This window comes from Nonomuraea sp. NPDC049158 (genome assembly GCF_040648335.1).
In the GTDB taxonomy this organism is placed as follows: domain Bacteria; phylum Actinomycetota; class Actinomycetes; order Streptosporangiales; family Streptosporangiaceae; genus Nonomuraea.
Map to the genome: position 1 here is coordinate 26,443 of NZ_JBEZDM010000011.1, position 25,830 is coordinate 52,272.

Below are 25,830 nucleotides of genomic sequence, written 5' to 3' on the forward strand. Positions count from 1 at the left end.
TGGATCTTCTTCCTCGGCCCCTCCAGGGCGGCTCGGGGCCGGACAATGAGCGCCCCGCAGGTCGGGACCTGTGGGGCGCAGGCCTGACGCGTCACGCGGCGGTCGGCCGTCGACGCGGGCCGATGGGGGCCTCGGGTGTGTCGAGCCAAAGCTGTTGCCCTTCGGGCGTGACGGTCATGCCGAACCGCTCGAGGCCCGGCTCGCCCCAGCTCACCCACCGAAAGTACGCCTCTGTCACCTCCTCCCAGAGGTGGCGGTCGCCGAGCTCGTACACCCAATGCTCGCCGTCGGGCTCATAGATGGCGGCGCCCCACTGGCCAGGATCGCCGGGATCGACGAGGAACAAACGTTTCTCGTCGTCGAGGCGCATGCGGAGACCGGTGAGGGCCGACATCACCAGGTTGGCGCCGGCCGGCGCGTACGTGATCGTGCGGGGGTCCACCGCGGTGGTGAACCGCCGGCCGCTACAGTCGTCCGGATCACCCTTGGTAGCGCCCTGCGAGCGCATCATCATGTACGAGGCGTAGCCCGGGAACCGCCCAATCGCGCTGCCGTCCGGGAGAACAACGAGCCGTAGCGAGTGGTCGGTGTCGAACCCGGTCGAGAACGGCGTGACAACGACCGCGCCCGGGCGGCACTGCGCGATCCAGGCGTACGGAACCGTGTGCACCGCGCACGTCACGTGCACGCGGTCGTACGGCGCTGCCTCGGCCCAGCCTTCCGCCCCGTCACCAACGATCAGGCGCGGGTGCACGCCGGCCGCGGCCAGGTTCTTTGCCGCCTGCTCGGCGACGGCCTGGTCGACCTCGATGGACGTCACCCGCGACGCGTCGCCGACCAGGTGAGACAACAGCGCGGCCGTCCACCCGGTGCCGGTGCCCACCTCGAGCACACGGTGCCCGGAGTCGGGGTCGAGCTGCGTGAGCAGGTCGACCACCGTGCCCGGGGCCGAGTTCGACGAGGTGTAGCGCCCTTCCACGTTGCGGATGTCCGTCGCGCCCTTGTCGAGCTGGGTCACGATGGCGGGTTTCCCGTAGACGGTCGCCCACCATGTCTCGGGGTCGCTGCCCCGGTCGATCAGTTCGGGGCCCGTGTCGGTCAGAGCCACTCCCACCGAGGGCACGAACAAGTGCCTCGGCACCGCGTGTAGTGCGTTGATGATCGTGCGGCTGATCGGGGGGCGAGTCTTGCTGATCGTGGCGATCATGCCATCGACGCTGGCGCCGAGGTCGGGTGTCACTTGTCCCTTTTCCCATCTCCCTCATGCTGGCCGCCGCTGCCGTCTCCATCGCCTGTGTTCTTTCCGTGAAATGACCAGTCTCCGTGACCATAAAACTACATTCCGTTACCGGCAAGAGGCCATTCAGTTAAGTGAGGCAGACCCCCGCACGCGGCGCGTCATGGATCCGCCTCGCCGAGGGCAAGATCGTACTCACGGTCGCTCAGGAACGAGCTAGACGGTCACCGCGCCGTCCGAGGCGGACCTGACGGTCGCCGCGTACTTGGCCAGCACACCCCGCTCGACCGGCCGCTCCGGCCGTACCCAAGCGTCCCGCCGCAGCCCCAGCTCCTCCTCCGCCACGTTCAGGTCCAGAGTCCCCGCCGCGCTGTCGATGACGACCACGTCACCGTCGCGCACCAGCGCGAGCGGCCCGCCCACGTACGCCTCGGGCGCGACGTGCCCGATGACCATGCCATGCGAGACCCCGCTGAACCGCCCGTCGGTGACCAGCGCCACCGAGTCCCCCAGCCCCGTACCCACCAGCGCACCCGTGATCGACAGCATCTCCCGCATGCCAGGCCCGCCGGCCGGGCCCTCGTAGCGGACGACGATCACGTCGCCCGGCAGGATGCGCCCCTCCTGGATGGCCGCGAAACACGCTTCCTCGGAGTCGAACACCCTGGCCGGGCCCTCGCGCCGGAAATCCGCCTTGCCGCTGAGCTTGAGCACGCACCCGTCAGGGGCGAGCGAGCCGCGCAGGACGGCCAGCGCGCCGCGCGCCTTGGCGGGGTTCTCGACGGTGGTGACCACCAGCTGCCCCGGGGTCTCCGTCGCGGCCGCGGCGACGTCGGCGTACGTACGGCCGTCGACCAGGGCGGCGTCCGCGCGCAGCAGGCCCGCGTCCAGCAGCCGCCGGGCCACCAGCGCGGTGCCGCCGGCGCGCCACAGGTCGGCGGCGGTGTGCGCGCCGCTGGGCATGAGCCTGGTGATGATGGGGACCTGGCGGCAGATGGCGCCGATCTCGTCGACGCGCAGCGGCAGCCCGGCCTCGCGGGCGATGGCGAGCAGGTGCAGTACGGCGTTCGTCGAGCCGCCCATGGCGGCCACCGAGACGATGGCGTTGTGCAGGGCGTCCTCGGTGAGGATGCGCGAGGGCCTGGCGTCGCGGGCCAGCGCGTCCATGACGATCTCGCCGACGCGCTCGGCCGCCGCGTTCTTCGTCTCGGCGATGGCCGGGATGTCGCCGATGCCGAACGGGGCCAGGCCGAGGAAGTCGGCGACGGAGGCCATGGTGTTGGCGGTGTACTGGGCGGCGCAGGTGCCGGGGCCCGGACACGCGTACTTGGCCAGGTCGTCCACGTCGGCCTGGTCGAGCCGGCCGACCGCGCGCTCGCCGAGGGCCTCCCACATGTCCTGGATGGTGACGTCCCGGTCGCGCCAGCGGCCGGGCATCATGCTGCCGCTGTAGAGGACGACGGCGGGTACGTCCAGGCGGGCCAGCGCCATGATGCCCGCCGGTACGGTCTTGTCGCATCCCACGATGCACACCAGCGCGTCGAACCCGTGCGCCCGGCCCATCAGTTCGATCGAGTCGGCGATGATCTCGCGGCTCACCAGCGAGGCGCGCATGCCGGGCGTGCCCATGGTGAGGTTGTCGGAGACGGCGATCGTGTTGAACTCCATCGGCGTGCCACCCGCCCTGCGCACCCCCGTGGCGACGTGGGCGGCCAGTTCGCGTTGGGTGAGGTTGCAGGGCATCGTGCCGGTCCAGGTGGAGGCGATGCCGATCATGGGGCGGCGCATCTCCTCCTCCGACAGTCCCATGGCGTACAGGTGCGAGCGGGCGGGTGCGCGGTCCGGGTCATCGGCGATGCTCATGCTGCCACCTTACGAACGAACCGGCCGTACGGATCACTGAGGGTCCATACGGAGGTACGCCCAGGTCATTGCTTGACAAAAATAATTGTCGGTGGGAGGCTGCAATCACCTGAAAAGGAGACGGACATGGACAAGGTCACTTCCAAAGACGGCACCCAGATCGCCTACGACCGCATCGGCCAGGGTCCGGCGGTCATCCTCGTCGACGGCGCGATGTGCCACCGCGCGGCCGGCCCGAACCCGGCGCTGGCCAAGGAGCTGGCTCGCGGCTTCACCGTCTACACCTACGACCGCCGGGGGCGTGGCGACAGCGGCGACACCGCGCCGTTCTCCCCCGAGCGCGAGATCGAGGATCTGGCCGCGCTGGTGGAGGAGGCGGGCGGCACTGCCTTCCTGTACGGCATCTCGTCGGGCGCGGCGCTGGCCATGGCGGCCGTCGAGAGTGGCCTGCCGGTGTCGAAGGTGGCCGTCTACGAGGCGCCGTTCGTGGTCGACGACAGCCGGCCGCCGATCCCGGACGACTACGTGCGGCAGCTCGAAGAGATGGTGGCCACCGGGCGCCAGGGCCAGGCGGTCGCCTACTTCATGCGCAAGGGCGTCAACCTGCCCGGCGCGCTCGTCGCCATGATGCGCTTCATGCCCGCCTGGTCCGGTATGAAGGCCATCGTCAACACGCTGCTCTACGACGTCGCGTTCGTGGCCGACTACGAGCGCGGCAAGCCGCTCCCCGCCACCCCCTGGGCCTCGGTCAAGATCCCGACCCTGGTGATCTGCGGCGGCAAGAGCCCGGTGTGGATGCGCAACGGCATGCGGGCCTGGGCCGACGTGCTGCCCAACGCCGAGCACCACACGCTCGACGGCCAGACGCACATCGTCAAGGCCTCGGCCCTGGCACCGGTCCTGGAAGGGTTCTTCAAATGAGATTCCGCGCCGTCGTCGAACTGGGCGGCAAGACCGCCACGGGCATCGAGGTCCCCACCGAGGTCGTCGAGGGTCTCGGCGGGAGCAGGCGGCCCGCCGTCAGCGTCACGATCAATGGCTACGGCTACCGCAGCACGGTCGCCACCATGGGCGGCCGCTACATGCTGCCGCTCAGCGCCGAGAACCGCCAGGGCGCGGGGGTGGCCGCGGGCGACGAGGTGGAGGTCACGCTGGAGCTCGACACCGCGCCCCGGGAGGTGGCGGTGCCGGCCGACCTGGCCACGGCGCTGGACGAGGCTCCCGAGGCCAAGCGCTTCTTCGAAGGGCTGTCGTACTCCCGCAAGCTCCGCTACGTCCTCCAGGTCGAGGGCGCCAAGAAGGCCGAGACCAGGCAACGGCGCGTCGCCGACACCATCACCCGGCTCGCCAACGGTGAGAGCTGACCGCACTTTTGCGGGCGAATGGGCGTCTTTGCCAGACAAGTGGGCATATGGGCGCAATGGCTGAGTTCCTGACCGACATCAAGACCATTCGCGAGCGCGCCCGCGCCGAGATCGACAAGGGCCCGATCACCGACGCCTACGGCGCCGATCTGGAACGCGTGATCCAGATCTGCAACGAGGCCCTGGCCACCGAGCTGGTGTGCGTGCTCCGCTACAAGCGGCACCACTACACCGCGTCCGGGCTGCAGTCGGAGTCGGTGGCGCAGGAGTTCCTGGAGCACGCGGGCGAGGAGCAGGAACACGCCGACAAACTGGCGGCCAGGATCGTGCAGCTCGGCGGCGCGCCCGACTTCAACCCCGACACGCTCAGCTCCCGCGCCCACTCCCAGTACGACGAGAGCCGCGGACTGATCGACATGATCAAGGAAGACCTGGTCGCGGAGCGGATCGCGGTGGCCAGCTATACCGAGATCATCCAGTGGCTGGGCGACAAGGACATCACCACCCGCCGGGTGTTCGAGGAACTCCTGGCGAAGGAGGAGGAGCACGCCGACGACATGCAGAGCCTGCTCGAACGCATTCCCTCCTAAAGATGAAGTGACGTCACCACTTCACCGGCAGTGACACCAGGCCCGCCGTCAGCGAGTCGGCGCGCACGCGCAGTTCCTCGACCGGCACCGCCAGCCGCATTCCCGGAAAACGCGGGATGAGCCGGGCGAACACCGCCTGCAGCTCGATCCGGGCCAGCGGCGCCCCGATGCAGTAGCGGGCGCCGTAACCGAACGAGACGTGAGCCATCGCCTCCCGGCTGATGTCGAACCGCTCCGGATCCGCGAACATCGTCTCGTCGTGGTTGGCCATGCCGATGTGCAGCAGGACCAGCTCGCCCGCCCGGACCGTGACCTCGCCGATCTCCAGATCGACGCGGGCGTATCGGGGGATGCCGCCGGTGCCGTTCACCATCGGCACCCGGAGGATCTCCTCGATCGCCCCGGTCAGCAGCTCGGGCTCGGCCAGCAGAGTGTCCCACTGCGCCGAGTTCGCCAGCAGGTACAGCGCGCCCATGCCGATCTGCACGACCGTGGTCTCGTGACCGGCGAACAGCAGGTTCATGGCCCGCTGGGCGATCTCGTCGTCGTTCGTGTCGGGCACCTCGATCATGCGAGAGATCACGTCGTCGCCCGGCGCGTGCCGCTTGCGCTCGACGAGGCTCTTGCCGTACTCGTACAGGTCGGTCAGGCCCCGCATCGAGCGAGCGTGGTCGACGGTGTTGCCCGCCGCCTCCGTCCAGGCGCGGAACTGGTCGCGATCCTCGTACGGCACGCCGAGCAGCTCGCAGATGACCAGGATCGGCAGCGGCAGCGCCAGCGCCTGATGGAGATCGGCTGGTGAGCCCTGCCGCGCCAGCTCGTCGAGCAGCTGGTCGGTCAGCTCTTCCACGCGCGGACGGAACGCCCGCATGCGCTTCGGCGAGAAGTGCGGCTGGAACACCGTCCGCATCCTGGCGTGGTCCTCGTGCTCGGTGTCGAAGTCGCCCATCGGGCCACCGAACAGCGCGGATTCGCCGATGCGCGCGGCGTTCTCGGGATGGGGGTGCGAGCGACCGAGCCGGTCGTCGTCGAGCAGGCGGCGTACATCCTCGTAGCCGGTCACCAGCCAGGCGTCGTCGCCCGTGCCCGTCTGTACGCGATGCACCGGGCCGTCGGCCTGCAGCGCGCGCAGCAGCGGCGCCGGCCGGAGGAGCTCAGGCTGCTCGAAGGGAAGCTTGTTTACTGGCATGTGAACAACGGTATTTGTAGACTCGAAAGTAAACAAGAGGAGCGCGCGCATGGAAACCGTCCGGCGGATGCCCCGCGCCGAGCGCCGGGAGCAGATCCTCGACGCCGCGACGCGCGCCTTCGCGGTCGGCGGCTACACGGCCACCGGTCTCGACGACGTGGCCGCCGAGGCCGGCGTCAGCCGGGTGATCCTCTACCGGCACTTCGAGTCGAAGACCGACCTCTATCGGGCGGTGCTCGACCGGGCGGGCTCGCGGCTCGGCGAGCGGGTGGGCGAATCGGGCTTCAGCGACCAGACGATCCCGGCGCTCATGCGGGCGGCCGACGCGGATCCGGACGGGTTTCGGCTGCTGTTCCATTATGCGGCCCGCGAGCCGGAGTTCCGCGACCTCATCGACGACTTCACCCGCGAGTCCGTCCGGATCGCCCGCGATCATCTGGCCGCCAGGATCGTCGATCCCCAGTGGGCGGACTGGGCGGCGCGGCTGGTGTTCGCGGTGACGGTCGAAGGGGTCATCGCGTGGCTGGACGCCGGACGGCCCGATCCCGACACGGCGGCCGAGCGCGTCTCCCGGGCCGTCTACGGCGTCATCGAAGCGGCTTCCTAACCTCGAACTCCCTGCCAGAGGCCATCCGGTGAGACTGCTGCGTCAGGAATCGAAAATCTGTAGTTGCCGCAGTAGACATTCGTTGCTGTTGTGGCTAGTGTTTCTTCCATCGCAAGGAACGGATCCACGAGGGCGGCGCACGAGATACCCGGCGTCACGACGAGCCGCCCGGACGAGCGTGGATAGCAGGAGTGACCGGCAGAAGGTCGGACGTGAAAGGCCGAGCAGTCGCAAGGGGCCGGACGCGTGGACGCGCTGCCAGAGCGGCCATACGGGTCGCAGCAGTACGGCAGTTGGAAGTGAGCAGTAACCGGCAGAAGGTCGGACGTGAAAGGCCGAGCAGTCGTAAAGGGCCGGACGCGTGGACGCGCTGCCAGAGCGGCCGTGGAAGGTCGGCTCATGACATGGGTTGTAGAAGGTTCACAGATAGCGAAGGGAGTGTTGAACGCCATCAGGATCGCCCGTCGCCGGTGTGTTTTCGCCGCACGGGTACCGCAGCTCCACAGACGGGAAGGTGGTCTACGGTCACGCTTACGCGATCCCCGCACCCCCGCCCTCAGCGGGCGGCTGTTGCGGAAACGGCAATTCGGCCTCATGGCCGGTAGATGGTGTTGAACAACCTAGTTGCGGGCCCCGGCGCATCATGGCGCCGGGGCCCTCGTCCGCGTTCAGGAGGTTACATGGATCGAACATCCACAGAGTTGGCCACAGGGCCCGATAGCAAGCCCAAGCCCCGCACCACGGCCGCTACTTCCACGCTCGCGTCAAGCGCCGCTTACGGCGACAAAGCCGAGTCCCGCACCCTGCCACCCTCCGACGCGGCGGTGGATGCCAGTGCTGAAGCCAAACTCGACGATGACGACTACCCCGCCTACAGCATGGGCCGGGCCGCGGAGATCCTGGGCGTCAGCGCGGCTTTCCTGCGCAGCCTGGGCGCCGCCAAACTGATCGAGCCGCAACGCTCCAACGGCGGCCACCGCCGCTACTCCCGCTACCAGCTGCGCTTGGCGGCCAGGGCCCGCGAGCTGGTCGACCAGGGCACCGCCCTGGAAGCCGCTTGCCGGATCATCATCTTGGAAGACCAGCTCGCCGAGGCGCTACGCATCAACAACTCCCGCGACCGCCCGGCCGACCAGTAGCGCGCCGCGACCTCATCGACCCCGCGGCCTGGTCCCGCAAAGCGCCGACCAGGCCCAGCGATGCCCCGGATGCCGGGACGCCGATGCCGGCCCGACAGCCGCCGGAGCGGAGGCCTTCTACGCGAAGGCCTTCTGGAGCCAGCCCTGCCAGGACTGCTCCAGCGCCTGCCCGTCGATCTCGGCGTACGCGTGGTGCTCGACCACGACCGTGCCCTGGCCGTGGGTGAGCATGTAGAGCCCGTCGTCCGTACGCACGCCCACGAACGTGCCCGGATCGGTGACCCACTCGACGACGCCCTCCTGCGGCGCGACCCCGTCGGGCGCGATGGTGACCCGGTCGCCCGCGGCGATGCCGCCGGTCAGGCCGAGCACGCTCTGGAAGGCGGCCCACGCCTGGTCGTGCGACGCCTGCGGGCCCCAGATCATCAGGTTGTGCGTCGAGATCCGGCCGCGGAAGTGCTTGAGGTAGGCGGCCAGCTTGCGCAGGTATTGGAGGTCGCCGATCTTCAGCGCGTCGTACTCGGACTCCCAGTCGTCGCCGAGGAAGCCGCTGTGCACGAAGCGGAGCACGGTGCTGCCGCTCTCGCGACCTTCGATGAGGTATTCGAACGCCATGAACGTGCCGTCTTCGGGGTTCTCGTCGCCTCGGTAGGCCAGCCGTTTGCCGGGCTCCCACGCGGTGATGGTCGAGCCCATGCTGAAGTCGCCGCCGAAGGTCTGCGTGCCCCTGCCGCCCTCGCGGGGCTCCAGCTCGCTGTGGCCCATGAACCAGGAGTCGATGCCCGGTCCTTCGGCGATCGCCTGCCAGACCTCCTCGGGTGAGGCTTCCAGCTCGATGTCGTGACGTACCTCGAACTCGTGCGGCATGACCGTCTCCTCGGTGGATGTCCCTTGCGCGTGCGACCGACACTTCCACCGACAATTAGAATTGTCAAGCACTCCGTGATTGTCGGCGGATCACCCTCGCGGGCGACGGGACTCGCTCTTGAGAGGGAGACCGAGGATCGCCCGTGGCGGCGATCCGCTTTGAGCGGCGAACTCCGAGGATTGGCTGCATATCCCGCAGCTTGAAGGAGAACCAGCCATGAAGAACCGCACCGCGCTCATCGCCGCCCCCCTGCTCGTCCTGACCTACGGTCTGCTCAGAATCATCGACGGTCTCGACGGCGTCCGAGGCCCCGGCTTGGCCTGGACAGCCGGGCACCTCGCCTTTCTTGGAGCTTTGACGCTGTTCATCCCGATATTTTGGGAAATGCGGCGGATGCTGGGGCGGTCCGCCCTCGCCACCACGGCGCTGGTCGTGGGCGTCGTCGGGATCGGCTGCGCGGCCGCCCAGTTCGCGATCGACATCATCGTCGGCTTCCTGGCGGCCGACCATGACGCGATGGGCCCGATGTTCGAGCAGGTGAAGGCGGTGCCGGGCGTGTCCCTGGCCGTCTACGGCGCGGGCCCGATCCTGTTCTACGTCGCCCAGCTCTCCTTCGCCGCCCTGCTCGCCGGGAACCGGCTGGTCAAGGTCTGGGTGCCGGTCGTGGTACTGGCCGAGATCGTGCTGTCGGCGGTCAACCTGGACCTCATCCCGGTGGGCGCGATCCTGCTGCTGGTCTCGTTCCTGCCGCTGATGGGTCGCCGCACGACGACGGCGAGGCACGCTCCCGTACATGCGTGAGAGCCGGCATACGGAAAGATGAGGCGCTGTGTCCGACTTGTCGCTTATCGACATCGTGCGTCGAAGGATCGCGGCGCTCCCTCACCTCTGGGTGGACGCCGCGCTCACCGCGGTGATCCTGATCGCCCAGCTCTGGCCCCTGCTGTCCAGCGACGATCGGACCGGCGAGCCCTGGGACTGGTGGGGGTACGCAGTGGTGGTCGTCGCGTCGTTGCCCCTGGTCTGGCGGCGGCGGGCGCCGATCACCGTACTGGTCGTGTGCCTGTGCACGGGTGCCCTCTACGATCTCGCCGACCACGTCGCGCGCCAGCCCGTCTGGTACGGCGGCATGGTCGCGCTCTACACGGTCGCCGCCTACTCCGGCACCTGGCAGCGGATTCTCGTGCTCGCCATGACCGTCACCGGTGGCCTGCTCGTGGTCGGCTCGTCGGAGACCGCGCTGCGCGGGACGGTGCTCTTCGTCGCCGCGTACGCCATCGGCAGGGCCACCGCCACCTCCCGCGCCCACGCCGCCGCGCTGGAGGAACGGGCCGAACGGCTGGAAAGGGAGCGACAGATGGAAGCGGAACGCGCGGCCGAGCACGAGCGCGCCAGGATCGCCCGCGACATGCACGACATCCTCGCCCACGCGGTCAGCCTCATGGTCGTCCAGGCCGAGGCGGGGCCCGTGGTGGTCAGGAGCGACCCGGCGCGGGCGGAGGCCGCCTTCGACGCGATCGCCGCGGCGGGACGGGACGCGATGATGCAGCTGCGCCGCATGCTGGGCGTGCTGAAGGACGAGGAGGCGCCGCGCGCGCCGCAGCCCACCATCGACGACCTGCCCGCTCTGGCGGACCAGGTCTCGCACACGGGGCTGCGGGTGGCGTTCGCCTCGACCGGCACACCGCGTCCCGTCTCGCCCGACTGCGCCGTCGCCGCGTACCGGGTCACGCAGGAAGCACTCACCAACATCGTCAAGCACGCCGGCGCGAACCACGCGGACATCCGGCTCACCTGGGAGGACGACACCCTGATGCTCGACATCACCGACGATGGGCACGGGCTGCCCTCGAATGGACGCGGGCTGCCCTCGGGTGGGCACGGGCTGATCGGCATCCGCGAGCGCGCCGCCGCCTGCGGTGGCAGCGCCGCGGCCCGTCCCCGCACCGACGGGCCGGGCTTCCATGTGTCGGTACGGCTCCCGCTGGCCCAGGCATGACCGGCCAGGACGCGGCCCCGAGCATCCGGGTCGTGGTCGCCGACGATCAGGAGCTGGTTCGCGGCGGGTTCGCGATGATCCTGGACGCGCAGCCGGACATCGACGTGGTGGCCGAGGCGGGCGACGGGCTCCAGGCCGTCGCCGCGGTCCGCGAGCATGGCGCGGACGTGCTCCTGCTCGACATCCGCATGCCCAGGATGGACGGCATCGAGGCGGCCAAGATCGTGTGCGCGGAGACCGGCTGCCGGGTGCTCATGCTCACCACGTTCGACCACGACGACTATGTCTACGACGCGCTGCGGGCGGGGGCCAGCGGGTTCCTGCTGAAGGATGTGCGGCGGGACGACCTGGTCAACGCGGTACGGGTGGTCGCGGAGGGTGAGTCGTTGCTGGCGCCGACGGTGACCAGGAGGCTGATCTCCGAGTTCACCTCCCGGCCCGCCGCCAGGCCCGCCGACGCGCTGGGCGTACTGACCGCGAGAGAGCGCGAGACGCTGCAGCTCATCGCGCGCGGACTGTCGAACGCGGAGATCGCCCAGGCCATGGTGGTCAGCGAGCACACCGTGAAGACGCACGTCAGCAATCTGCTCGCCAAGCTCGGGCTGCGCGACAGGGTGCAGGCGGTGATCACCGCCTACGAATCAGGCCTGGCGGTACCGGGTGCGTAACGTGTGGTCAGACGGGGTAAGCGGGGACGTATGCACGACCTCTCGACCGTCGAAACGGGAACGGCCCCAAGAAAAGTGGATGAATCACCCTGCCAAGTGATGCAATGGGCCAACCCGCAATCACCCGAGGAGGCCCGTTGAGAGACAACCTCGACCTCGCCGCGAGCGCCCAGCAGCTGGCCGACGCCGCGCCGGCGGGCTCGCTGGACCGCGCGGCGGCCGCGTCACTGGCCATCACGCTGGCCACCACACGCGACGTCGTCCAGGCCAGGGAGACACTCGACGGACTCGCGCCACAGGACGTACGCCAGGCGGCGCTCACGCTCTTCGAGGAGCTCTCCGCGAGCTGACCTGGCCTGACCGGACGCCGACTTCGACTTCGACGCGGCGTCCTGAGGCGTACCCAGACGAGCCCATACGGCGTCCTAAGGCATGCCCAGACGAGCCCGTACGGCCCGGCGCGCCCATACGACGGCCTGCCGGTCGCCGTGCAGCTGCAAGGTGTGGTTCAGGGCCATGACCAGGCCGTGCAGCTCGAACACCAGCTGATCGACCTCGGTCCCGCCCGGCAGGTCCCCGGCGGCCACCGCCCGCCGCGTCTCCTTGAGCAGCCGCCCCCGCCAGGCCTCGAACCGGGCCGCCACCGCGTCACGTACCGCCCCCACGCGCCCGTCGAACTCGTGGGCCGCGGCGACGAAGAAGCAGCCCCCGGGGAAGACGCCGCGCTCCAGGTAGGAGATCCACTCCTCGCAGAGCGCCCGCAGCCGGCGCAGTCCCGGCTCGATCCGGATGACCGGCTCCCAGACCTCCGCGCGGAAGACCTCGCCGGCCCGTTCCAGCACCGCCAGCTGCAGCGCCTCTTTCGAGCCGAAATGACCGAGCACGCCGGACTTGCTCATGCCGAGCTCGGTCGCGAGGCGGCCGATGGTCAGCCCTTCCAGCCCTTCGAGGGAGGCGATGGCGACCGAGCGGTCGAGGATGGCGGAGCGCGTGCCGAGGGCCTCCGCCACGGATCTCCGTGGACTCATCCAGGCAGTTTAGCGTCCGGAGCGGTTTAGCGTCCGAACGGTCGGTTGCTATAGTCCCGCCCATGACTGGATCAAGACTCGTCGCCACCGGCCACTATCAGCCCGCCAAGGTGCTGACCAACGACGACCTCGCGACCATGGTCGACACCTCCGACGAGTGGATCACCAAGCGGGTCGGGATCCGTACCAGGCACATGGCCGGGCCGGAGGAGGGTGTGACGGAGCTGGCCGGGCACGCGGCGGCCAAGGCGCTGGCGAGCAGCGGGCTGGACGCCGCCGACATCGACCTCGTCCTCGTGGCCACCTGCACCCAGACCGAGCGGGCGCCGAACATCGCCTCCCGCGTCGCGGCCAAACTCGGCGTACCGGACGCGGCCGTCATGGACCTGGGCGTCTCATGCTCCGGCTTCACCCACGCGCTGGCCATGGCCGACCACACGATCAAGGCGGGGGCCGCCACGCACGCGCTGGTCGTGGGGGTGGACACGATGACGGCCGTGACCGACTGGACCGACCGTACGACGTGCGTGCTGACCGGCGACGGCGCCGGTGCGGTGGTGCTCAGCGCGGCGGCGGAGCCGGAGATCGGGCCCGTCGTCTGGGGCTCGGCCCCCGAACTGGGCAGCGCGGTGCGGATCGGCGGCACGCCCACCCGCTTCGCCCAGGACGGCCAGACCGTCTACCGCTGGGCCACGACGCGGCTGCCGGAGATCGCCCGGCGGGCGTGCGAGCGGGGCGGCGTCAAGCCGGAGGAGCTGGCGGCCGTGGTGCTGCACCAGGCGAACCTGCGGATCATCGAGCCTATCGCGCAGAAGCTCGGCGCGGTCAACGCGATCGTGGCCCGTGACGTGGTCGAATCGGGCAACACCTCGGCCGCGAGCGTCCCGCTGGCGCTGTCGAAGCTGCTGGAGCGGGGTGAGGTGCGGCAGGGGGCGCCGATGCTGCTGTTCGGGTTCGGCGGGAATCTCTCGTACGCGGGGATGATCGTCCGCTGCCCCTAACCGTCGCGCAGGTGGTCGGCGAGCCGCTCCAGCTGCTCGGCGTAGTAGTCGCCGAACTCGGGTGAGCCCGGGTCGAGCCCGCAGGCGGCCCGGACGAGGTGCGGGAAGACGATGCCCGCCGCGGCCATCCCGAACAGCGCCACCAGCACCGCGGCCGGGTCCAGGTCGGCGGGGAACTCTCCCGCCTCCTGGCGGGCGCGCAGGTGCTCCAGGTCGCGGCGCACCTCGTCGGCGAAGGCGGGATCGGGCGGCGCGTCGTCGGTGAGCCCCTGCCAGACCAGCAACTTGCCGAAGTCGCGGCGGCTGGAATTGGCGCGCGCGTAGCCCGCGATGAGCCGGCCCAGCGACGACCCGCGATCGGCGAACACGCTCTCCTCGCTCTGCCAGCGGGTGTTCAGCGCGCGGAAGAGCCCCTCCTTGCCGCCGAAGTAGTAAGAGATCAGCTGTTTGTTGACCCCGGCCCTGGCCGCGATCTCACCGACCCGCGCCCCGGCGAACCCCTTGGCGGCGAACTCCTCCAGCGCCGCCTGAAGGATGCGGGCCTTGGTGCGCTCCGGGTCGCGCTGCTTCTCCTCCGGCGCTCGTCTCATACCCGGAACACTATCATCCATCCGGATGGTTGACAGAATCATCTGTACGGTTGATAGTCAGGGGCATGACAGAGCACATCGCGATCATCGGCGGCGGGGTCGGCGGCCTCTGCCTCGCTCAGGGACTCCTCAAGGCCGGCAAGCACGTCACCGTCTACGAGCGGGACCGCACCCCGGCCGACCGGCTGCAGGGCTACCGGGTGCACATCGACCCCAACGGCGCCCGCGCCCTCCACGACTGCCTCCCGGAGGGGCTCTGGCAGGCGTTCCTCGCCACGACCGGGCAGGGCGGCCAGGACTTCGGCTTCCTCACCGAGCGGCTCGGCACGCTCGCGCTGATCGAGACCCCGCCCGCGGCCGACCCGGCCGACGACCACCACTCCGTGAGCCGCATCACGCTCAGGCAGGTGCTGCTGACCGGGCTGGAGGAGGTGGTGCGGTTCGGCAAGACGTACGAGCGCTACGAACGGCTGCCCGACGGGCGGGTCGAGCTGTTCTTCGCCGATGGCTCCAGCGACACGGCCGACGTCGTGGTCGCCGCCGACGGCGGTAACTCGCGGGTGCGCAAGCAGTATCTGCCGCACGCCGAGCGCGTCGAGACCGGCATCACCACGGTGGCGGGCAAGTTTCCGCTCACCGACGAGACCAGGGCGCTCATCTCGCGGCGGCTCGTCGAGGGCCCGAACACCATCGTCCCGCCCAAAGGCCTCGGCCTGTTCTGCGCCCCGCACGACCTGAGCGACACCGCGCCGGTCGGCGCCATCGGGGCGACCGAGCAGCAGGGGGCGCTGATGGACAACGCCGGCAGCTACATCCTCTGGGCCGTGGGCGCCACCAAGGACCGCTTCCCCGCCGACATCGCCGACCTGCCGGGCGCGCGGCTCAAGCAGACGGTGGCGGAGATGATCGAGTCCTGGCATCCCGATCTCCACAAGCTGATCGACCTGTCCGACCCCGACACGGTCTCGCTGCTGCCGATCCGTACCTCGATCCCGATCGAGCCGTGGCCGGCCACCACCATTACGCTGCTCGGCGACGCCATCCACAGCATGACGCCGATGCGCGGCATCGGCGCCAACACCGCGCTGCGCGACGCCCGCCTGCTCTGCCTGGCACTGACCAGCGGGCGCGATACGGTCGAGGCCATCGCGGACTACGAGGAGCGGATGCGCGAGTACGGCTTCGCGGCCGTGCGGGACTCGCTCCGCGCGGCCGAGCAGTTCATCGGCGAGAGCCGGGTCGCCAGGATGGGCTTCAAGACGTTCCTGCGTACGGTCCAGCGCTTCCCGTCGCTCAAGGCGAAGGTGTTCGCGTAGTCCAACGCCGTGCCTAAGAGGAGCCGCACCCAGATCGCGAGGCGTGGCGCGCTGACGCTAGCGTTGGAGGGGAGGAGAGGGGTTCCGTTGTCAGTCGTGAAGATCAACGTCCTGACCGTGCCGGCGGAGATGCGCGAGGAGCTGGAGCGACGCTTCTCCAACCGGGCGGGCATGGTGGAGTCGGCCGACGGGTTCGAGTGGTTCGAGCTGCTCAGGCCGGTCGAGGGCACCGACCAGTACCTGGTCTACACCCGCTGGCGCAGCGAGGACGACTTCCAGACGTGGCAGCAGGGTCAGGCCTTCCAGCGCGGGCACGCGCAAGCCGGGGCCGCCCAGGGGCATGGCCACGGCCAGGGGCCCGCCGCGTCCGGATCGCAGCTCTGGTCGTTCGAGGTCGTCCAGAGCGCCAGCCCCAAGAGCTGAGCGGCCCTTTGTTGGAGGGTGGATGCGGATCGGGATCCTGGGGCCGCTCCAGATCGCGGGGGCCGCGGTCGGCGGCGCGCGGGTGCGGGCGCTGTTGATCCGGCTGGCGCTCGATCCCGGCCGGGTGGTGACGAATGACCGGCTGATCGACGACCTGTGGCCGGGTGAGCCGCCCGAGCATCCGATGGCCGCGCTGCAGTCGCTGGTGTCCAGGGCGCGCAGGGAGGCTCCGGGGCTGATCTCCTCCCATCCGAGCGGCTACCTGCTCGACGTACCGGCCGATGAGGTGGACGCGCAGGCGTTCGAGCGGCTGGCCCGCGCGGGCGACGCGCACGCGGCTCTGGCGCTCTGGCGCGGCCCGGCGCTGGGCGGCACCGACCTGCCCTTCGCGCTGGCCCCGGCCGCCCGGCTGGAGGAGCTGCGGCTGGCGGCGCTGGCCGGCCGGATCGCGGCGGACCTGGCGGCGGGCGGCGATGTCGTGGCGGAGCTGGAGGAGCTGGTCGCCGAGCACCGGCTGCGCGAGCCGTTCCACGCGCTGCTGATGCGGGCCATGGTGGCGGACGGGCGGCGTGGACAGGCGCTGGAGGTCTTCGAGCGGATCAGGGCGCGGCTGGCCGACGAGCTGGGCGTCGATCCGGGGGCCGAGCTGCGGGAGGCGCACCTCGCGGCGCTGCGTGAGGAGGAGCCGGAGCCCAGGAGCAACCTGCCCGCCCGGCTGACCAGCTTCGTCGGCCGCGGCGACGACCTCGCCCGCCTCCGGGCGCTCTTCGTCGGCCGCGGCGGACGGGCGCTGACGGGCGCCCGGTTGATCACCCTCGTGGGGCCCGGCGGGGCGGGGAAGACCCGGCTGGCCGTCGAGGCCGCCGCGACGCTGCGCGTGCCCGACGGGGTGTGGCTGGTCGAGCTGGCCCCGGCGGCCGGGGTGCGGGCCGCGCTGGAGGCCGTGTTCAAGACGTCCGACCTGGTCAGAGCGCTGCTCGGCACGTCGCCGGTGATCGTGCTGGACAACTGTGAGCACCTGATCGACGAGGCCGCGCGGGTGGCTCAGTGGCTGCTGGGCGAGGTGGCCGGGCTGCGGGTCATCGCCACCAGCAGGGAGCCGCTGAACATCCCCGGTGAGAGCCTGCACCCCGTACTCCCGCTGGCGGAGGAGCCCGCCGTGGAGCTGCTGCGCGACCGCGCCGCCGCCGCCCGTCCCGACCTGAGCCTGGGCCCGGCCGAGGCCGCGCGGATCTGCCGCGAGCTCGACGGCATCCCGCTGGCCATCGAACTGGCCGCCGCCCGGCTGCGGACGATGTCGGTGTCCATGCTGGTCGAGCAGCTCGGCGACCGGCTGGCCTTTCGCGGCAGCCGTACCTCCGAACCCAGGCACCGCACGCTGCGCGCGGTCATCGACTGGAGCTGGAACCTGCTGTCGGGAGAGGAGCGGGAGCTGCTGCGGGGGCTGTCGGTGTTCTCCGGCGGGGCGACGGCCGAGGCGATCGGCCGGGTCTGCGGCGGTGACCTCGATCTGCTGTCCTCGCTGGTCGACAAGTCGCTGATCGCGCTCTCCGGTGATCGCTACACCATGCTGGAGACGATCAGGCAGTACGTCACCGACGACCGCCCGCAGACCATCTCGGGCGACCTCTCGGAGAGCGCCACGGCTGATCTGTCGGAGCTCAGGCAGGCGCACGCCCGCTACTACGCCGAGCTGGCCGAGGCCGCCGATCCGCACCTGCGGACGGGTGAGCAGGTCAAGTGGCTGGCCGTGCTCGACGCCGAGCAGGGCAACCTGGACGCGGCGCTCCGGCACTCCGACGACCCGCTCCGGGTCATCCTGCCCAGGCTGTGGCCGTGGATCATGCGCGGGCGGCGCCACGAGGTCATCGCGACCGCGTCCGCCGTACTGCGCAGGGTCGGTGACGTTCCGCCCGCCGGGCGGGAGCTGGCCCACGGACTGTGCATGATGGCCGCCACGGGCGCCGAGCCGAGCCGGGCGGTCCGGGAGTCCGACCATCCGGCGGCGCTGCACTCGTGGGCGCTGGGCAGCGCCATGGGGCCGCCGCGCGACGTGGTGGCCCTCACGGAGGCGGCCGCCCAGCGGCTTCGTGATCATCCCGACACGTGGACCAGGTCGACGGCGCTGCTGGTGGCGGGCATCGTCCGGTTCGAGTACGGGGCGGTCGACGGCGCCGAGGCCCTGCTGGAGCCGGCGCTCGACGGGCTGCGCGGGACCGGCGACCGCTGGGGGCAGTGGACCGCCTACTTCTGGCTGTCGCTGGCCGCCGAGAACCGCGGCGACTTCGCCCGCGCGCTGGCCCTGGCCAAGGAGCCGGAGTCGATCGCGACGGAGCTGGGCGGGCTGGGGGCGCCGCTCGGGCCGATGATGTTCCTGCTGCGGCTCAGCCAGCTCATGATGCGCACCGGCGACCACGCGGGCGCCGCCACCACCCTGGAGCGGGCCTGGCAGGCGGCGCTGCGCTCCGAGGACGGGCTGGCCATCGCCCGGGTGACGCACGCCAGAGCCGAGCTGGCCCGGCGCTCCGGTGACGCGGGTGAGGCCGCCCGGCTGCTGCGTGGCGCCCTGGCCATGGACATCGACGCGCCTCCCCAGTTCAGGGCGTTCATGAACGTCGAGCTGGCCCGCGTGGCCGAGTCGGCCGAGCCGTCGCGCAGGGCGCTGGAGCTCATGGCCACCTGCGAGGACCGGACGGCTCGCGCGACCGTGCTCGAAGGCGTGGCCGAGCACCGCGACCCACTGATGGCTGCCGAGCTGCTGGGGGCGGCCCGGGAGTTGCGCGGGAGCACCGAGTCGGCCGATCCGTTCGTGGTCGCGCTGGCCGGGCGGTGCCGGGCGGCGCTGGGTGCGGAGCGCTACGCTGAGGCCCTGGTCAGGGGTGCGGCGATCCCCAACCCGGAGAGGTACGCGCTGTCGTCCCCGTGAAAGTCTCCGTCAGCCGCCGTCACCGCGCCGAGCATGGCTTGGCATGAACCATACTGGGCAGTCTACTGAGCAGGCGCGATGGCGGAGCACTAGCCGTGATCTCTCCTTATCGCGGAGAATGCGCCGGGTGGGGGTAACTTCCACCTCTAAGTGAGGAGACCGGTGGCCGATACAGGCACGCTCGAAACCCGTGGTAGTGACTTCGCCAAACTGGCCCGACAAATCCAGGACGCCGGACTGCTGGACCGGCGTCCCGTCTACTACGCCGTGCGGTTGACCCTGGTATTGGCCGCTTATGTCGGTCTATGGGCGCTGTTCGTGTGGGTCGGCGACTCATGGTGGCAGCTGCTGGTGGCTGTCGCGCTCGCCGTGGCCTCCGCGCAGATCGGGTTCGTCGCCCACGACCTGGGCCACCGGCAGGTCTTCAGGACCCGCAAGGCGAGCGACATCCTGGGATTGATCATCGGCGACTTCGGCATCGGCCTGGGCTGGGGCTGGTGGAACACCAAGCACAACCGCCACCACGCCAACCCCAACCACGAGGACGAGGACCCCGACGTCTCGCCCGCCGTGATCGTCTGGTCGACCGGCCAGGTGGAGCGGAGCCGGGGGCTGCCGAGGTTCATCGCCAAGTGGCAGGCGTACTGGTTCTTCCCGCTGCTCACGCTGGAGGCGTGGCACCTGCACATCGCCAGCGTCAAGGCGGTGTTCCAGCCGACGACGAAGCACCGCAGGGCGGAGGGGGCGCTGCTGCTGGCGCACTTCGCCTGCTACTTCGGCCTGATCTTCGCCGTGCTGCCGTTCGGCATGGCGCTGCTCTTCCTGGTGGTGCACCAGGGGCTGTTCGGTGTCTATCTGGGCAGCACGTTCGCGCCGAACCACAAGGGCATGCCGATCCTCACCAAGGAGGACAAGCTCGACTACCTCCGCAAGCAGGTGCTGACCTCGCGCAACGTCAAGGGCGGCGTGTTCGTGGACGTGGCGCTCGGGCAGCTCAACTACCAGATCGAGCACCACCTGTTCCCGAACATGCCGTCGCCGAACCTGCGCAAGGCCCAGCCGATCGTCCGGCAGTACTGCGCCGACCTGGGGGTCAGCTACCTGGAGACGGGTCTGATCACCTCGTACGGGCAGGCCCTGGGGCACCTGCACGAAGTGGGCGCGTCCCTGCGCTAACCACTGGCGCCCTTGAGACGCCGGAGGAGCTCGTCTCGGCGGCCTTCCAGCTCCGCGATCAGCTCTTCCTGCTCGTCCGCCATGCCGATCATCGCGCTGATCTCCACCTGGTCGGTGGCGCCCATGTCGCGGATCTGGTCGCGCAGGTCCTTGGTCTCGGCTCGCAGCCTGGCCAGGTCCTCTTCGACGTGTCGCAAGTCGTCTTCTTCGCTCATGCTCCGGCTCTACCCATTGCGGGGCGGTTGGCCACCCGTGGGGGGCGCCGTACAGAATGGGCCCCATGCGCAGGTTGTCGGCCAGCACCATCGTGTCGGTGGCGGTGATCATCGTCACGCTGGCGGGTACGGTCGCCACCTCCTTCTTCCAGCCCGCCCTGACACCGAACGCGCTGGACATCGTGCTGCCGCTCGTGGCCAGTGCCGGGGTGCTGGCCCGGCGCCGCTACCCGGTGGTGGCGATGATCGTCGTGCTGGCGACCGTCGCGTTCTACTACCCCTTCGCCCGGCTCGACGGGCCGATCCTGATCATGGCGTTCGTCGTCCTCTACACCGCCGCCGACCTGGGCCACCTGATCGCCGCCATCGCCGCGGGCGCGACCACGATGCTGGCCATGGGCCTGGGCGAGACCGGCGGGACCAGGCATGTGGACGACAGTATGTTCATGATGATCCTCGGCTGGGTGGTGGCCGCCGTCGCCGGTGGGGGCGTCACCCGCAACCGGCGCGCCTACCTCTGGGAGGCCGAGCAGCGCGTGCTCGACGCCCTGCACGGCAAGGAGGAGGAGGCCAGGCGGCGGGCGAGCGAGGAACGGCTGCGCATCGCCAGGGAGCTGCACGACTTGCTGGGGCACAACATCTCGATGATCAACGTGCAGGCCGCGGCGGCGCTGCACGGGCTGAAGAAGCGGCCGGACGACGCGGAGGCCGCGCTCCGGGCTATCAAGGAGGCCAGCAAGGAGACGCTGCGCGAGTTGCGTACCACGCTCGGGGTGTTGCGGCAGGTGGACGAGGACGCGCCGACCGCGCCCGCCGACAGCCTGGCCCGGATGGAGGCGCTGGTCGCGGGGTCGGGGCTGGACGTACGGACCGAGCTGTCCGGGCGGCTGGACGAGGTGCCGGCCGAGGTGGACCTGGCCGCGGCGCGCATCATCAGGGAAGCCTTGACGAACGTCTCCCGGCACTCGGGAGCCGATACGGCTCGGCTGACCGTCACCCACGAGTCCGGACATATCGTGATCCGCGTGGAGGATGACGGGCCGGGCGCGACGTTCACCGGCGGGACCGGGTTCGGGCTGCAGGGCATGCGCGAGCGCGCCACCGCGCTGGGCGGCACACTGGAGGCGGGCCCCCGGCCTGACGGCGGCTTCCAGGTCGTCGCCCACCTACCGCTGAACGCTTGACCTCTGCTTCTTGAACGGAGTGCGATGATCCGCACGGTGCTCGCCGACGACCAGAACCTCGTACGGGCGGGGTTCCGGTCCATCCTGAGCGACGAGGACGGCATCGAGGTGGTCGGCGAGGCGGCCAACGGCGCCGAGGCCGTGGCCAAGACCCGGGAGCTGCGGCCCGACGTGGTGCTGATGGACATCCGGATGCCCGAGCTGGACGGCCTGGAGGCGACCCGCGTGATCGTCACCGATCCGCGGCTCGACGGCGTCAAGGTGATCATCCTGACCACGTTCGACCTCGACGACTACGTCTACGGCGCGCTCCGGGCGGGCGCCAGCGGGTTCCTGGTCAAGGACACCGAGCCGGCCGAGCTGATCCACGCGGTGCGCGTGGTGGCCAGGGGCGACGCGCTGATCGCGCCCTCGGTGACCCGGCGGCTGATCGCCGAGTTCGCGGGCCGGGTCAAGCGCCCGGAGCCGGGTCCCCGGCTCAACGCGCTCACCGAGCGCGAGCGCGAGGTCATGGCGCTGGTCGCGGCCGGGCTGTCCAACGACGAGATCGCGGCCCGGTTGGTGCTCAGCCCGGCCACGGCCAAGACGCACGTCAGCCGCATCATGACCAAGCTCGGCTCGCGCGACCGGGCGCAGCTCGTGGTGCTCGCCTACGAGGCCGGCATGATCACCCCAGGCTGGCTTACTCCCTGAGTTGTACGGGGAGCGGCCTGTTGACACCACAGGTGTACGGCAGGTGCCCGCCCCAGCATGACGCGGCGCGGATGACCTTGGCCGGAACCTCTGACCATGGAGACCGTAGACCTCGCCCGCCTGCAGTTCGCCCTCACCGCGGGGGCGCACTTCCTGTTCGTCGCGCTGACCCTCGGCCTGGCGACGCTGGTGGCCGTCATCCAGACCTGGGCCACCTTGACCCGCAGCCCGGTGCACATGCGGATGACGCGGTTCTGGGGGCAGCTCTACATCATCAACTACGCGATGGGCATCGTCACCGGGCTCGTCATGGAGTTCCAGCTGGGGCTGTCGTGGAGCGGCCTCACCGAGTTCGCCGGGAACGTGTTCGGCTCGTCCCTGGCGATCGAGACGATCGTGGCGTTCTTCATCGAGTCCACCTTCCTGGGCCTGTGGATCTTCGGCTGGAACAAGCTGAACCGCTGGGCGCACCTGGCACTGATCTGGGTCGTCACGCTGACGGCCTACGCCTCGGCGTTCTGGATCCTGATCTCCAACGGCTTCCTGCAGAACCCGGTGGGCTACCAGCTCAAGGACGGCGTCCTGCACCTCACCGACTTCGGCGCGCTGGTGGCCAATCCGGCGGCGCTGGTCGCCTTCTTCCACATCGGCGGCGGCGCGCTGGTCGTCGGCGGCTTCCTCATGGCCGGAGTGAGCGCGTACCACCTGGCCAAGCGCACCGCCGAGCAGGACTTCTTCCGCAAGTCGCTGCGCATCGGGATCGGCGTGGCGCTGCCCGCGACGCTGTTCACCGCGACGTTCGGCGGAATCGGCTTCGACACGCTGCAGCCGACGAAGCTGGCCGCCTGGTCGGGTAGCGCGCGGCGGCTGGCCGAGGCGCAGGCGGACATGGTGGCCATGTACGGTCCGGGTGACTACCTGCCGTCGCTGGAGTGGGTGCGCACCTCCGGAATCATCATGATGTCGCTCTTCGCGCTGCTCTTCTTCATCTCCGGGGCGAGCTTCCTGCTGATGCTGATCCGGCCGGCCGTACGGAGCTTCCGGCCGTGGCACTGGCTGCTGACCGCGCTGATCCCCGTCCCGTTCGTGACCATGATCGCCGGCTGGCTGTTCCGCGAGATGGGCCGTCAGCCCTGGGCCGTGTACGGCCTGCTGAAGACCGCCGACGCCATGTCACCGGTGTCGTACGGCCAGATCAGGTTCTCGCTGACCGCGTTCGTCACCGTGTTCGCCGTACTCATCCTGATCAACTACTGGCTGCTGGCCAGGACTGCCCGCAAGGGGCCGGATGCCGTCGCGCTGGGCGACCGCCCGCTCGAGACCGTCGCCCCCGTACTGACCTTCTGAGGAGCCGTCATGGAGATCCTTATCCTGGCCTTCTTCGCCATCGGCTACCTCGTACTGGCCGGAGCCGACATCGGCGTCGGCATGGTGCTGCCGTACCTGGGCCGCACCCTGGCCGGGCGGCGTGAGGCGATCGCCGCGATCGCGCCGTTCTTCCTCGGCAACGAGGTGTGGCTGGTGGCCACCGCCGGGGTGCTCGCCGGACTCTTCCCTGAGCTGGAGGGCTCGCTGCTGAGCGGCAATTACTCGCTCGTCGTGGCGCTGCTGCTCACCTGGGTCATCCGGGACATGGGCCTGTGGCTGCGCGGGCGGCTGGCCGGCGTCCGGTGGCAGGGGTTCTGGGACGGCGCCGTCGTGGCGGGCAGCTGGGGGCTGGCGCTGAGCTGGGGCTCGCTGCTCAGCGACGTACTGCTCGGCATCCACGGGCCTCTCGCGCTGCTGCCCGCCCTGCTGGTGGCCGCGCTGTTCGCCACGCACGGGCTGTCGTTCGCTGCGCTGCGGCTGCGGGGCGTACTGCGCGAGCGCGCGGCGGTGCTGTCCGGCGGCACCGGCGAGGGCCGCACGTACGCCCTGACGGCGACGGCCCTCGTGGCGATCGGCGTCTTGGCGGGCTTCCGGCTCCCCCTGGCCCCGGGCACCTCGGGCGCGCTCCTGGTGCCGGTCATCCTCACGATGATCCCGCTCCTGGTGGCCTCACAGGCGTGGGTCTGGTGGACCTTCCGTCACCGGGTGACGGGCCCGTCGTACCTGTAACCGGGGGTACGAGGCCATCCTCGGGCCCGACCCTTGCTTAACCTATCGAAACTCGATAGATTCCCATCGCAACTCGATGGAAGGAAGGGTCATGGGAAAGCTGACCGTGCATGCGCTGCGCGCCGTGCTCGCGGTGGTGCTCACCGGCACCGTGTTCATACAGGTATTGATGGTGTGGACGTTGATCAGCGGGAACGACCCGGAGGACGGGTCGCTCCCGCTGACCCCGCTGCGCCTGATCACGATTCTGGGCATGGTGTCGGTCCAGGTCGCCCTGGTCTGCGTATGGCGGCTGGTGACGATGGTGCGACGCGGAACCGTGTTCTCCCACGCCGCCTTCCGGTACGTGGACATCGTGATCGGCGCGATCGTGGCGGCCGCCCTCGTGTGGTTCGCGGTCACGATCATCAACGCGCCGGGCCAGCGGGACGACCCGGGCGTCACGCTCATCATGGGCGGGATCGGCTTGGCCATCCTGGGGGTCGCGCTCATCGTGCGCGTGCTGCGGGTGCTGCTCGCCCAGGCCGTCGCGCGCGACGGTGAAGCGACGCAGATGCAGGCCGAGCTGGACGAGATGATCTGATGCCGATCGTCGTCGACATCGACGTGATGCTGGCCAAGCGGAAGATGTCCGTGGGCGAGCTCGCGGACCGCATCGGGATCACGCCCGCCAACCTGGCCGTACTCAAGAACGGCCGCGCCAAGGCGGTGCGCTTCACGACGCTCGCCGCACTCTGCGAGGTGCTCGAATGCCAGCCGGGCGACTTACTGCGCTGGGAGACCGAGGGTCCCCCGGGCCGCGTGGCCCAGGGGCAGCCTTGAGCGACTCCTCACGCCGCGGGGGGAGCCCCGGGGAGGACCAGGTGCATCGCGGCCTGGGGACGGTAGACGGCCAGCTTCCTCACCTGGCCGGTCCGCACGTTCACCGCGTAGGTGATCTGACGTTGATCCCGCCAATCGTCCGAGGGGAAGATGGCGAGCGTGACCTCGGCCGCGTTCAGCCAGGCGCCGAGGGTGTGCATGCCCGCTTCTTTCGGCAAGCCACGGATGGTGGCCGTGCTCGTGCACCTCATGCAACGCCTCGCGTAGCCCGTTCATCGGCGCACCTCCTTCATCTCTGCAAACAATTGCGACAGCTCGGGCGTGAGCGCACGCAGGCGGCCGAGCGCGTGGTGGGTCTGACTCTTGACCGTGCCGAGCGAACAGCCGAGGATCTCAGCGGTCTCCCGCTCGCTGAGATCCTCGTAGAAGCGCAGCACGATCACAGCGCGCTGCCGGGGCGTCAACCTGGCGAGCGCCTGACGCAGGACGATGCGATCGACCGTGGCGTCGCCGTGCGCGTGCCCGCGCTCCGGCGGGTCGATGTCGGACACCTCCGGCTGTTTGCGCCGCCGCCACGAGATGTACTGGTTGATCATGGCCTTGCGGGTGTAAGCCACGGGGGTGCCCTGCCGGACCAGCCGAGGCCAGTGCCCGGCGACCTTGAGCAGGACGCTCTGCATCAGGTCCTCGGCCAGGTGTGCGTCTCCCGTGAGCAGGTACGCGCTGCGCGTCAGCGCCTGGTCACGCCAGAACGCTACAGCGCTCCAGGCTTACGGCTGTTGCGCTCTGGTCTGGTTGCCCGACTCCATCCCCAGTGGCAAGCGCCGCGCTCCCC

At 70.1% G+C, this 25,830-nt stretch carries 29 protein-coding genes; 20 read left to right on the forward strand and 9 right to left on the reverse strand.

The genetic code is table 11. From position 1 onward, the window contains the following. Nucleotides 1-91: 91 nt before the first annotated feature. Both AB0B61_RS24110 and AB0B61_RS24115 read right to left on the reverse strand, forming a co-directional pair. Nucleotides 92-1,207: a methyltransferase domain-containing protein gene (locus tag AB0B61_RS24110; RefSeq protein ID WP_358435692.1), complete on the reverse strand. Its 1,116-nt coding sequence runs from the start codon at nucleotides 1,205-1,207 to the stop codon at nucleotides 92-94. 246 nt (nucleotides 1,208-1,453) lie between these two features. Next, nucleotides 1,454-3,100 carry a dihydroxy-acid dehydratase gene (locus tag AB0B61_RS24115; RefSeq protein ID WP_358435695.1) on the reverse strand — a complete coding sequence of 549 codons (1,647 nt, stop codon included), beginning with the start codon at nucleotides 3,098-3,100 and terminating at the stop codon, nucleotides 1,454-1,456. A gap of 126 nt (nucleotides 3,101-3,226) precedes the next feature. On the opposite strand from AB0B61_RS24115, the gene AB0B61_RS24120 reads away from it, so the two are divergent. Genes AB0B61_RS24120 through AB0B61_RS24130 form a run of 3 tightly spaced genes read left to right on the forward strand, consistent with a single transcriptional unit; the run spans nucleotide 3,227 to nucleotide 5,054 of the window. Continuing rightward, nucleotides 3,227-4,021, forward strand: a complete 795-nt coding sequence (locus tag AB0B61_RS24120; RefSeq protein WP_358435697.1) for an alpha/beta hydrolase — start codon at nucleotides 3,227-3,229, stop codon at nucleotides 4,019-4,021. Beyond that, the gene (locus tag AB0B61_RS24125) at nucleotides 4,018-4,464 is read left to right on the forward strand and encodes a YdeI/OmpD-associated family protein (RefSeq protein WP_358435700.1); all 447 of its coding nucleotides are present in this window, start codon (nucleotides 4,018-4,020) and stop codon (nucleotides 4,462-4,464) included. The genes AB0B61_RS24120 and AB0B61_RS24125 overlap by 4 nt, the downstream gene beginning before the upstream one ends. Nucleotides 4,465-4,520: 56 nt before the next feature. Next, nucleotides 4,521-5,054 carry a ferritin-like domain-containing protein gene (locus tag AB0B61_RS24130; RefSeq protein ID WP_358435703.1) on the forward strand — a complete coding sequence of 178 codons (534 nt, stop codon included), beginning with the start codon at nucleotides 4,521-4,523 and terminating at the stop codon, nucleotides 5,052-5,054. A 13-nt stretch (nucleotides 5,055-5,067) separates the two neighbouring features. Here AB0B61_RS24130 and AB0B61_RS24135 read toward each other — a convergent pair whose 3' ends face one another. Further along, the gene (locus AB0B61_RS24135; protein ID WP_358435706.1) at nucleotides 5,068-6,243 is read right to left on the reverse strand and encodes a cytochrome P450; all 1,176 of its coding nucleotides are present in this window, start codon (nucleotides 6,241-6,243) and stop codon (nucleotides 5,068-5,070) included. 49 nt (nucleotides 6,244-6,292) lie between these two features. Between AB0B61_RS24135 and AB0B61_RS24140 the strand changes: the two genes are divergently transcribed. Both AB0B61_RS24140 and AB0B61_RS24145 read left to right on the forward strand, forming a co-directional pair. Further along, complete coding sequence (locus AB0B61_RS24140; protein WP_358435710.1) at nucleotides 6,293-6,850, forward strand: TetR family transcriptional regulator; 558 nt, start codon at nucleotides 6,293-6,295, stop codon at nucleotides 6,848-6,850. Nucleotides 6,851-7,728: 878 nt separating this feature from the next. Next, nucleotides 7,729-7,989 (forward strand): MerR family transcriptional regulator, encoded by a 261-nt coding sequence (locus AB0B61_RS24145; protein ID WP_358436350.1) that lies wholly within the window; start codon nucleotides 7,729-7,731, stop codon nucleotides 7,987-7,989. A 117-nt stretch (nucleotides 7,990-8,106) separates the two neighbouring features. Here the strand turns inward: AB0B61_RS24145 and AB0B61_RS24150 are convergent, their stop codons facing one another. After that, nucleotides 8,107-8,856, reverse strand: a complete 750-nt coding sequence (locus tag AB0B61_RS24150) for an SRPBCC domain-containing protein (RefSeq protein ID WP_358435713.1) — start codon at nucleotides 8,854-8,856, stop codon at nucleotides 8,107-8,109. Between the two features lie 217 nt (nucleotides 8,857-9,073). Between AB0B61_RS24150 and AB0B61_RS24155 the strand changes: the two genes are divergently transcribed. The 4 genes from AB0B61_RS24155 (at nucleotide 9,074) to AB0B61_RS24170 (ending at nucleotide 11,874) form a co-directional block, all read left to right on the forward strand. Then, a complete protein-coding gene (locus AB0B61_RS24155; RefSeq protein ID WP_358435716.1) occupies nucleotides 9,074-9,658 on the forward strand; it encodes a hypothetical protein in 585 nt (194 codons plus the stop codon). Between the two features lie 55 nt (nucleotides 9,659-9,713). Beyond that, complete coding sequence (locus tag AB0B61_RS24160; RefSeq protein WP_358435719.1) at nucleotides 9,714-10,856, forward strand: histidine kinase; 1,143 nt, start codon at nucleotides 9,714-9,716, stop codon at nucleotides 10,854-10,856. Next, nucleotides 10,853-11,524 (forward strand): response regulator transcription factor, encoded by a 672-nt coding sequence (locus AB0B61_RS24165; protein WP_358435722.1) that lies wholly within the window; start codon nucleotides 10,853-10,855, stop codon nucleotides 11,522-11,524. The genes AB0B61_RS24160 and AB0B61_RS24165 overlap by 4 nt, the downstream gene beginning before the upstream one ends. A gap of 137 nt (nucleotides 11,525-11,661) precedes the next feature. Further along, nucleotides 11,662-11,874, forward strand: a complete 213-nt coding sequence (locus AB0B61_RS24170) for a hypothetical protein (RefSeq protein WP_358435725.1) — start codon at nucleotides 11,662-11,664, stop codon at nucleotides 11,872-11,874. A gap of 75 nt (nucleotides 11,875-11,949) precedes the next feature. Here AB0B61_RS24170 and AB0B61_RS24175 read toward each other — a convergent pair whose 3' ends face one another. After that, on the reverse strand, nucleotides 11,950-12,552 hold the full coding sequence (locus tag AB0B61_RS24175) for a TetR/AcrR family transcriptional regulator (RefSeq protein WP_358435728.1): 603 nt from the start codon (nucleotides 12,550-12,552) through the stop codon (nucleotides 11,950-11,952). Between the two features lie 62 nt (nucleotides 12,553-12,614). On the opposite strand from AB0B61_RS24175, the gene AB0B61_RS24180 reads away from it, so the two are divergent. After that, nucleotides 12,615-13,553 carry a beta-ketoacyl-ACP synthase III gene (locus tag AB0B61_RS24180; RefSeq protein ID WP_358435731.1) on the forward strand — a complete coding sequence of 313 codons (939 nt, stop codon included), beginning with the start codon at nucleotides 12,615-12,617 and terminating at the stop codon, nucleotides 13,551-13,553. Here AB0B61_RS24180 and AB0B61_RS24185 read toward each other — a convergent pair. Beyond that, nucleotides 13,550-14,143, reverse strand: a complete 594-nt coding sequence (locus AB0B61_RS24185; RefSeq protein ID WP_358435733.1) for a TetR family transcriptional regulator — start codon at nucleotides 14,141-14,143, stop codon at nucleotides 13,550-13,552. The two genes, AB0B61_RS24180 and AB0B61_RS24185, sit on opposite strands and share 4 nt — an antisense overlap. 65 nt (nucleotides 14,144-14,208) lie before the next feature. Between AB0B61_RS24185 and AB0B61_RS24190 the strand changes: the two genes are divergently transcribed. The 4 genes from AB0B61_RS24190 (at nucleotide 14,209) to AB0B61_RS24205 (ending at nucleotide 19,984) form a co-directional block, all read left to right on the forward strand. Then, nucleotides 14,209-15,459 carry an NAD(P)/FAD-dependent oxidoreductase gene (locus AB0B61_RS24190; RefSeq protein WP_358435736.1) on the forward strand — a complete coding sequence of 417 codons (1,251 nt, stop codon included), beginning with the start codon at nucleotides 14,209-14,211 and terminating at the stop codon, nucleotides 15,457-15,459. A gap of 87 nt (nucleotides 15,460-15,546) precedes the next feature. Further along, nucleotides 15,547-15,882: an antibiotic biosynthesis monooxygenase gene (locus AB0B61_RS24195; protein WP_357651355.1), complete on the forward strand. Its 336-nt coding sequence runs from the start codon at nucleotides 15,547-15,549 to the stop codon at nucleotides 15,880-15,882. Nucleotides 15,883-15,904: 22 nt separating this feature from the next. Continuing rightward, complete coding sequence (locus tag AB0B61_RS24200) at nucleotides 15,905-18,808, forward strand: BTAD domain-containing putative transcriptional regulator (RefSeq protein ID WP_358435739.1); 2,904 nt, start codon at nucleotides 15,905-15,907, stop codon at nucleotides 18,806-18,808. 162 nt (nucleotides 18,809-18,970) lie between these two features. Then, entirely contained in the window at nucleotides 18,971-19,984 is a 1,014-nt protein-coding gene (locus AB0B61_RS24205) for an acyl-CoA desaturase (protein ID WP_358435741.1), read from the forward strand. Here the strand turns inward: AB0B61_RS24205 and AB0B61_RS24210 are convergent. After that, nucleotides 19,981-20,199: a hypothetical protein gene (locus AB0B61_RS24210; protein WP_358435744.1), complete on the reverse strand. Its 219-nt coding sequence runs from the start codon at nucleotides 20,197-20,199 to the stop codon at nucleotides 19,981-19,983. The genes AB0B61_RS24205 and AB0B61_RS24210 overlap by 4 nt on opposite strands. Nucleotides 20,200-20,264: 65 nt before the next feature. Between AB0B61_RS24210 and AB0B61_RS24215 the strand changes: the two genes are divergently transcribed. From AB0B61_RS24215 to AB0B61_RS24240, 6 genes are all read left to right on the forward strand, one after another. Continuing rightward, nucleotides 20,265-21,383 (forward strand): sensor histidine kinase, encoded by a 1,119-nt coding sequence (locus tag AB0B61_RS24215; protein ID WP_358435747.1) that lies wholly within the window; start codon nucleotides 20,265-20,267, stop codon nucleotides 21,381-21,383. Nucleotides 21,384-21,407: 24 nt separating this feature from the next. After that, nucleotides 21,408-22,076 (forward strand): response regulator transcription factor, encoded by a 669-nt coding sequence (locus AB0B61_RS24220; protein WP_358435750.1) that lies wholly within the window; start codon nucleotides 21,408-21,410, stop codon nucleotides 22,074-22,076. 96 nt (nucleotides 22,077-22,172) lie between these two features. Continuing rightward, a complete protein-coding gene (locus AB0B61_RS24225) occupies nucleotides 22,173-23,423 on the forward strand; it encodes a cytochrome ubiquinol oxidase subunit I (RefSeq protein WP_358435753.1) in 1,251 nt (416 codons plus the stop codon). Nucleotides 23,424-23,432: 9 nt separating this feature from the next. Beyond that, a complete protein-coding gene (locus AB0B61_RS24230) occupies nucleotides 23,433-24,173 on the forward strand; it encodes a cytochrome d ubiquinol oxidase subunit II (RefSeq protein WP_358435756.1) in 741 nt (246 codons plus the stop codon). A 91-nt stretch (nucleotides 24,174-24,264) separates the two neighbouring features. Further along, nucleotides 24,265-24,756, forward strand: coding sequence for a DUF2975 domain-containing protein (locus tag AB0B61_RS24235; protein WP_358435759.1), 492 nt, complete (start codon nucleotides 24,265-24,267; stop codon nucleotides 24,754-24,756). Continuing rightward, nucleotides 24,756-24,995 (forward strand): helix-turn-helix transcriptional regulator, encoded by a 240-nt coding sequence (locus AB0B61_RS24240; RefSeq protein WP_358435761.1) that lies wholly within the window; start codon nucleotides 24,756-24,758, stop codon nucleotides 24,993-24,995. Before AB0B61_RS24235 ends, AB0B61_RS24240 begins: the two co-directional genes overlap by 1 nt. A gap of 8 nt (nucleotides 24,996-25,003) precedes the next feature. Here the strand turns inward: AB0B61_RS24240 and AB0B61_RS24245 are convergent, their stop codons facing one another. Together AB0B61_RS24245 and AB0B61_RS24250 are read right to left on the reverse strand one after the other, a co-directional pair. Beyond that, a complete protein-coding gene (locus AB0B61_RS24245; RefSeq protein WP_358435764.1) occupies nucleotides 25,004-25,213 on the reverse strand; it encodes a hypothetical protein in 210 nt (69 codons plus the stop codon). A 54-nt stretch (nucleotides 25,214-25,267) separates the two neighbouring features. Beyond that, the gene (locus tag AB0B61_RS24250) at nucleotides 25,268-25,729 is read right to left on the reverse strand and encodes a SigE family RNA polymerase sigma factor (RefSeq protein WP_358436353.1); all 462 of its coding nucleotides are present in this window, start codon (nucleotides 25,727-25,729) and stop codon (nucleotides 25,268-25,270) included. Nucleotides 25,730-25,830: the final 101 nt, after the last annotated feature.

Bases quoted from the DNA above. Each gene is read 5' to 3' on its own strand.
- AB0B61_RS24110 (WP_358435692.1), bottom strand. From the start codon at position 1,207: ATGATCGCCACGATCAGCAAGACTCGCCCCCCGATCAGCCGCACGATC.
- AB0B61_RS24115 (WP_358435695.1), bottom strand. From the start codon at position 3,100: ATGAGCATCGCCGATGACCCGGACCGCGCACCCGCCCGCTCGCACCTG.
- AB0B61_RS24120 (WP_358435697.1), top strand. From the start codon at position 3,227: ATGGACAAGGTCACTTCCAAAGACGGCACCCAGATCGCCTACGACCGC.
- AB0B61_RS24125 (WP_358435700.1), top strand. From the start codon at position 4,018: ATGAGATTCCGCGCCGTCGTCGAACTGGGCGGCAAGACCGCCACGGGC.
- AB0B61_RS24130 (WP_358435703.1), top strand. From the start codon at position 4,521: ATGGCTGAGTTCCTGACCGACATCAAGACCATTCGCGAGCGCGCCCGC.
- AB0B61_RS24135 (WP_358435706.1), bottom strand. From the start codon at position 6,243: ATGCCAGTAAACAAGCTTCCCTTCGAGCAGCCTGAGCTCCTCCGGCCG.
- AB0B61_RS24140 (WP_358435710.1), top strand. From the start codon at position 6,293: ATGGAAACCGTCCGGCGGATGCCCCGCGCCGAGCGCCGGGAGCAGATC.
- AB0B61_RS24145 (WP_358436350.1), top strand. From the start codon at position 7,729: ATGGGCCGGGCCGCGGAGATCCTGGGCGTCAGCGCGGCTTTCCTGCGC.
- AB0B61_RS24150 (WP_358435713.1), bottom strand. From the start codon at position 8,856: ATGCCGCACGAGTTCGAGGTACGTCACGACATCGAGCTGGAAGCCTCA.
- AB0B61_RS24155 (WP_358435716.1), top strand. From the start codon at position 9,074: ATGAAGAACCGCACCGCGCTCATCGCCGCCCCCCTGCTCGTCCTGACC.
- AB0B61_RS24165 (WP_358435722.1), top strand. From the start codon at position 10,853: ATGACCGGCCAGGACGCGGCCCCGAGCATCCGGGTCGTGGTCGCCGAC.
- AB0B61_RS24175 (WP_358435728.1), bottom strand. From the start codon at position 12,552: ATGAGTCCACGGAGATCCGTGGCGGAGGCCCTCGGCACGCGCTCCGCC.
- AB0B61_RS24180 (WP_358435731.1), top strand. From the start codon at position 12,615: ATGACTGGATCAAGACTCGTCGCCACCGGCCACTATCAGCCCGCCAAG.
- AB0B61_RS24185 (WP_358435733.1), bottom strand. From the start codon at position 14,143: ATGAGACGAGCGCCGGAGGAGAAGCAGCGCGACCCGGAGCGCACCAAG.
- AB0B61_RS24190 (WP_358435736.1), top strand. From the start codon at position 14,209: ATGACAGAGCACATCGCGATCATCGGCGGCGGGGTCGGCGGCCTCTGC.
- AB0B61_RS24200 (WP_358435739.1), top strand. From the start codon at position 15,905: ATGCGGATCGGGATCCTGGGGCCGCTCCAGATCGCGGGGGCCGCGGTC.
- AB0B61_RS24210 (WP_358435744.1), bottom strand. From the start codon at position 20,199: ATGAGCGAAGAAGACGACTTGCGACACGTCGAAGAGGACCTGGCCAGG.
- AB0B61_RS24215 (WP_358435747.1), top strand. From the start codon at position 20,265: ATGCGCAGGTTGTCGGCCAGCACCATCGTGTCGGTGGCGGTGATCATC.
- AB0B61_RS24220 (WP_358435750.1), top strand. From the start codon at position 21,408: ATGATCCGCACGGTGCTCGCCGACGACCAGAACCTCGTACGGGCGGGG.
- AB0B61_RS24225 (WP_358435753.1), top strand. From the start codon at position 22,173: ATGGAGACCGTAGACCTCGCCCGCCTGCAGTTCGCCCTCACCGCGGGG.
- AB0B61_RS24230 (WP_358435756.1), top strand. From the start codon at position 23,433: ATGGAGATCCTTATCCTGGCCTTCTTCGCCATCGGCTACCTCGTACTG.
- AB0B61_RS24235 (WP_358435759.1), top strand. From the start codon at position 24,265: ATGGGAAAGCTGACCGTGCATGCGCTGCGCGCCGTGCTCGCGGTGGTG.
- AB0B61_RS24240 (WP_358435761.1), top strand. From the start codon at position 24,756: ATGCCGATCGTCGTCGACATCGACGTGATGCTGGCCAAGCGGAAGATG.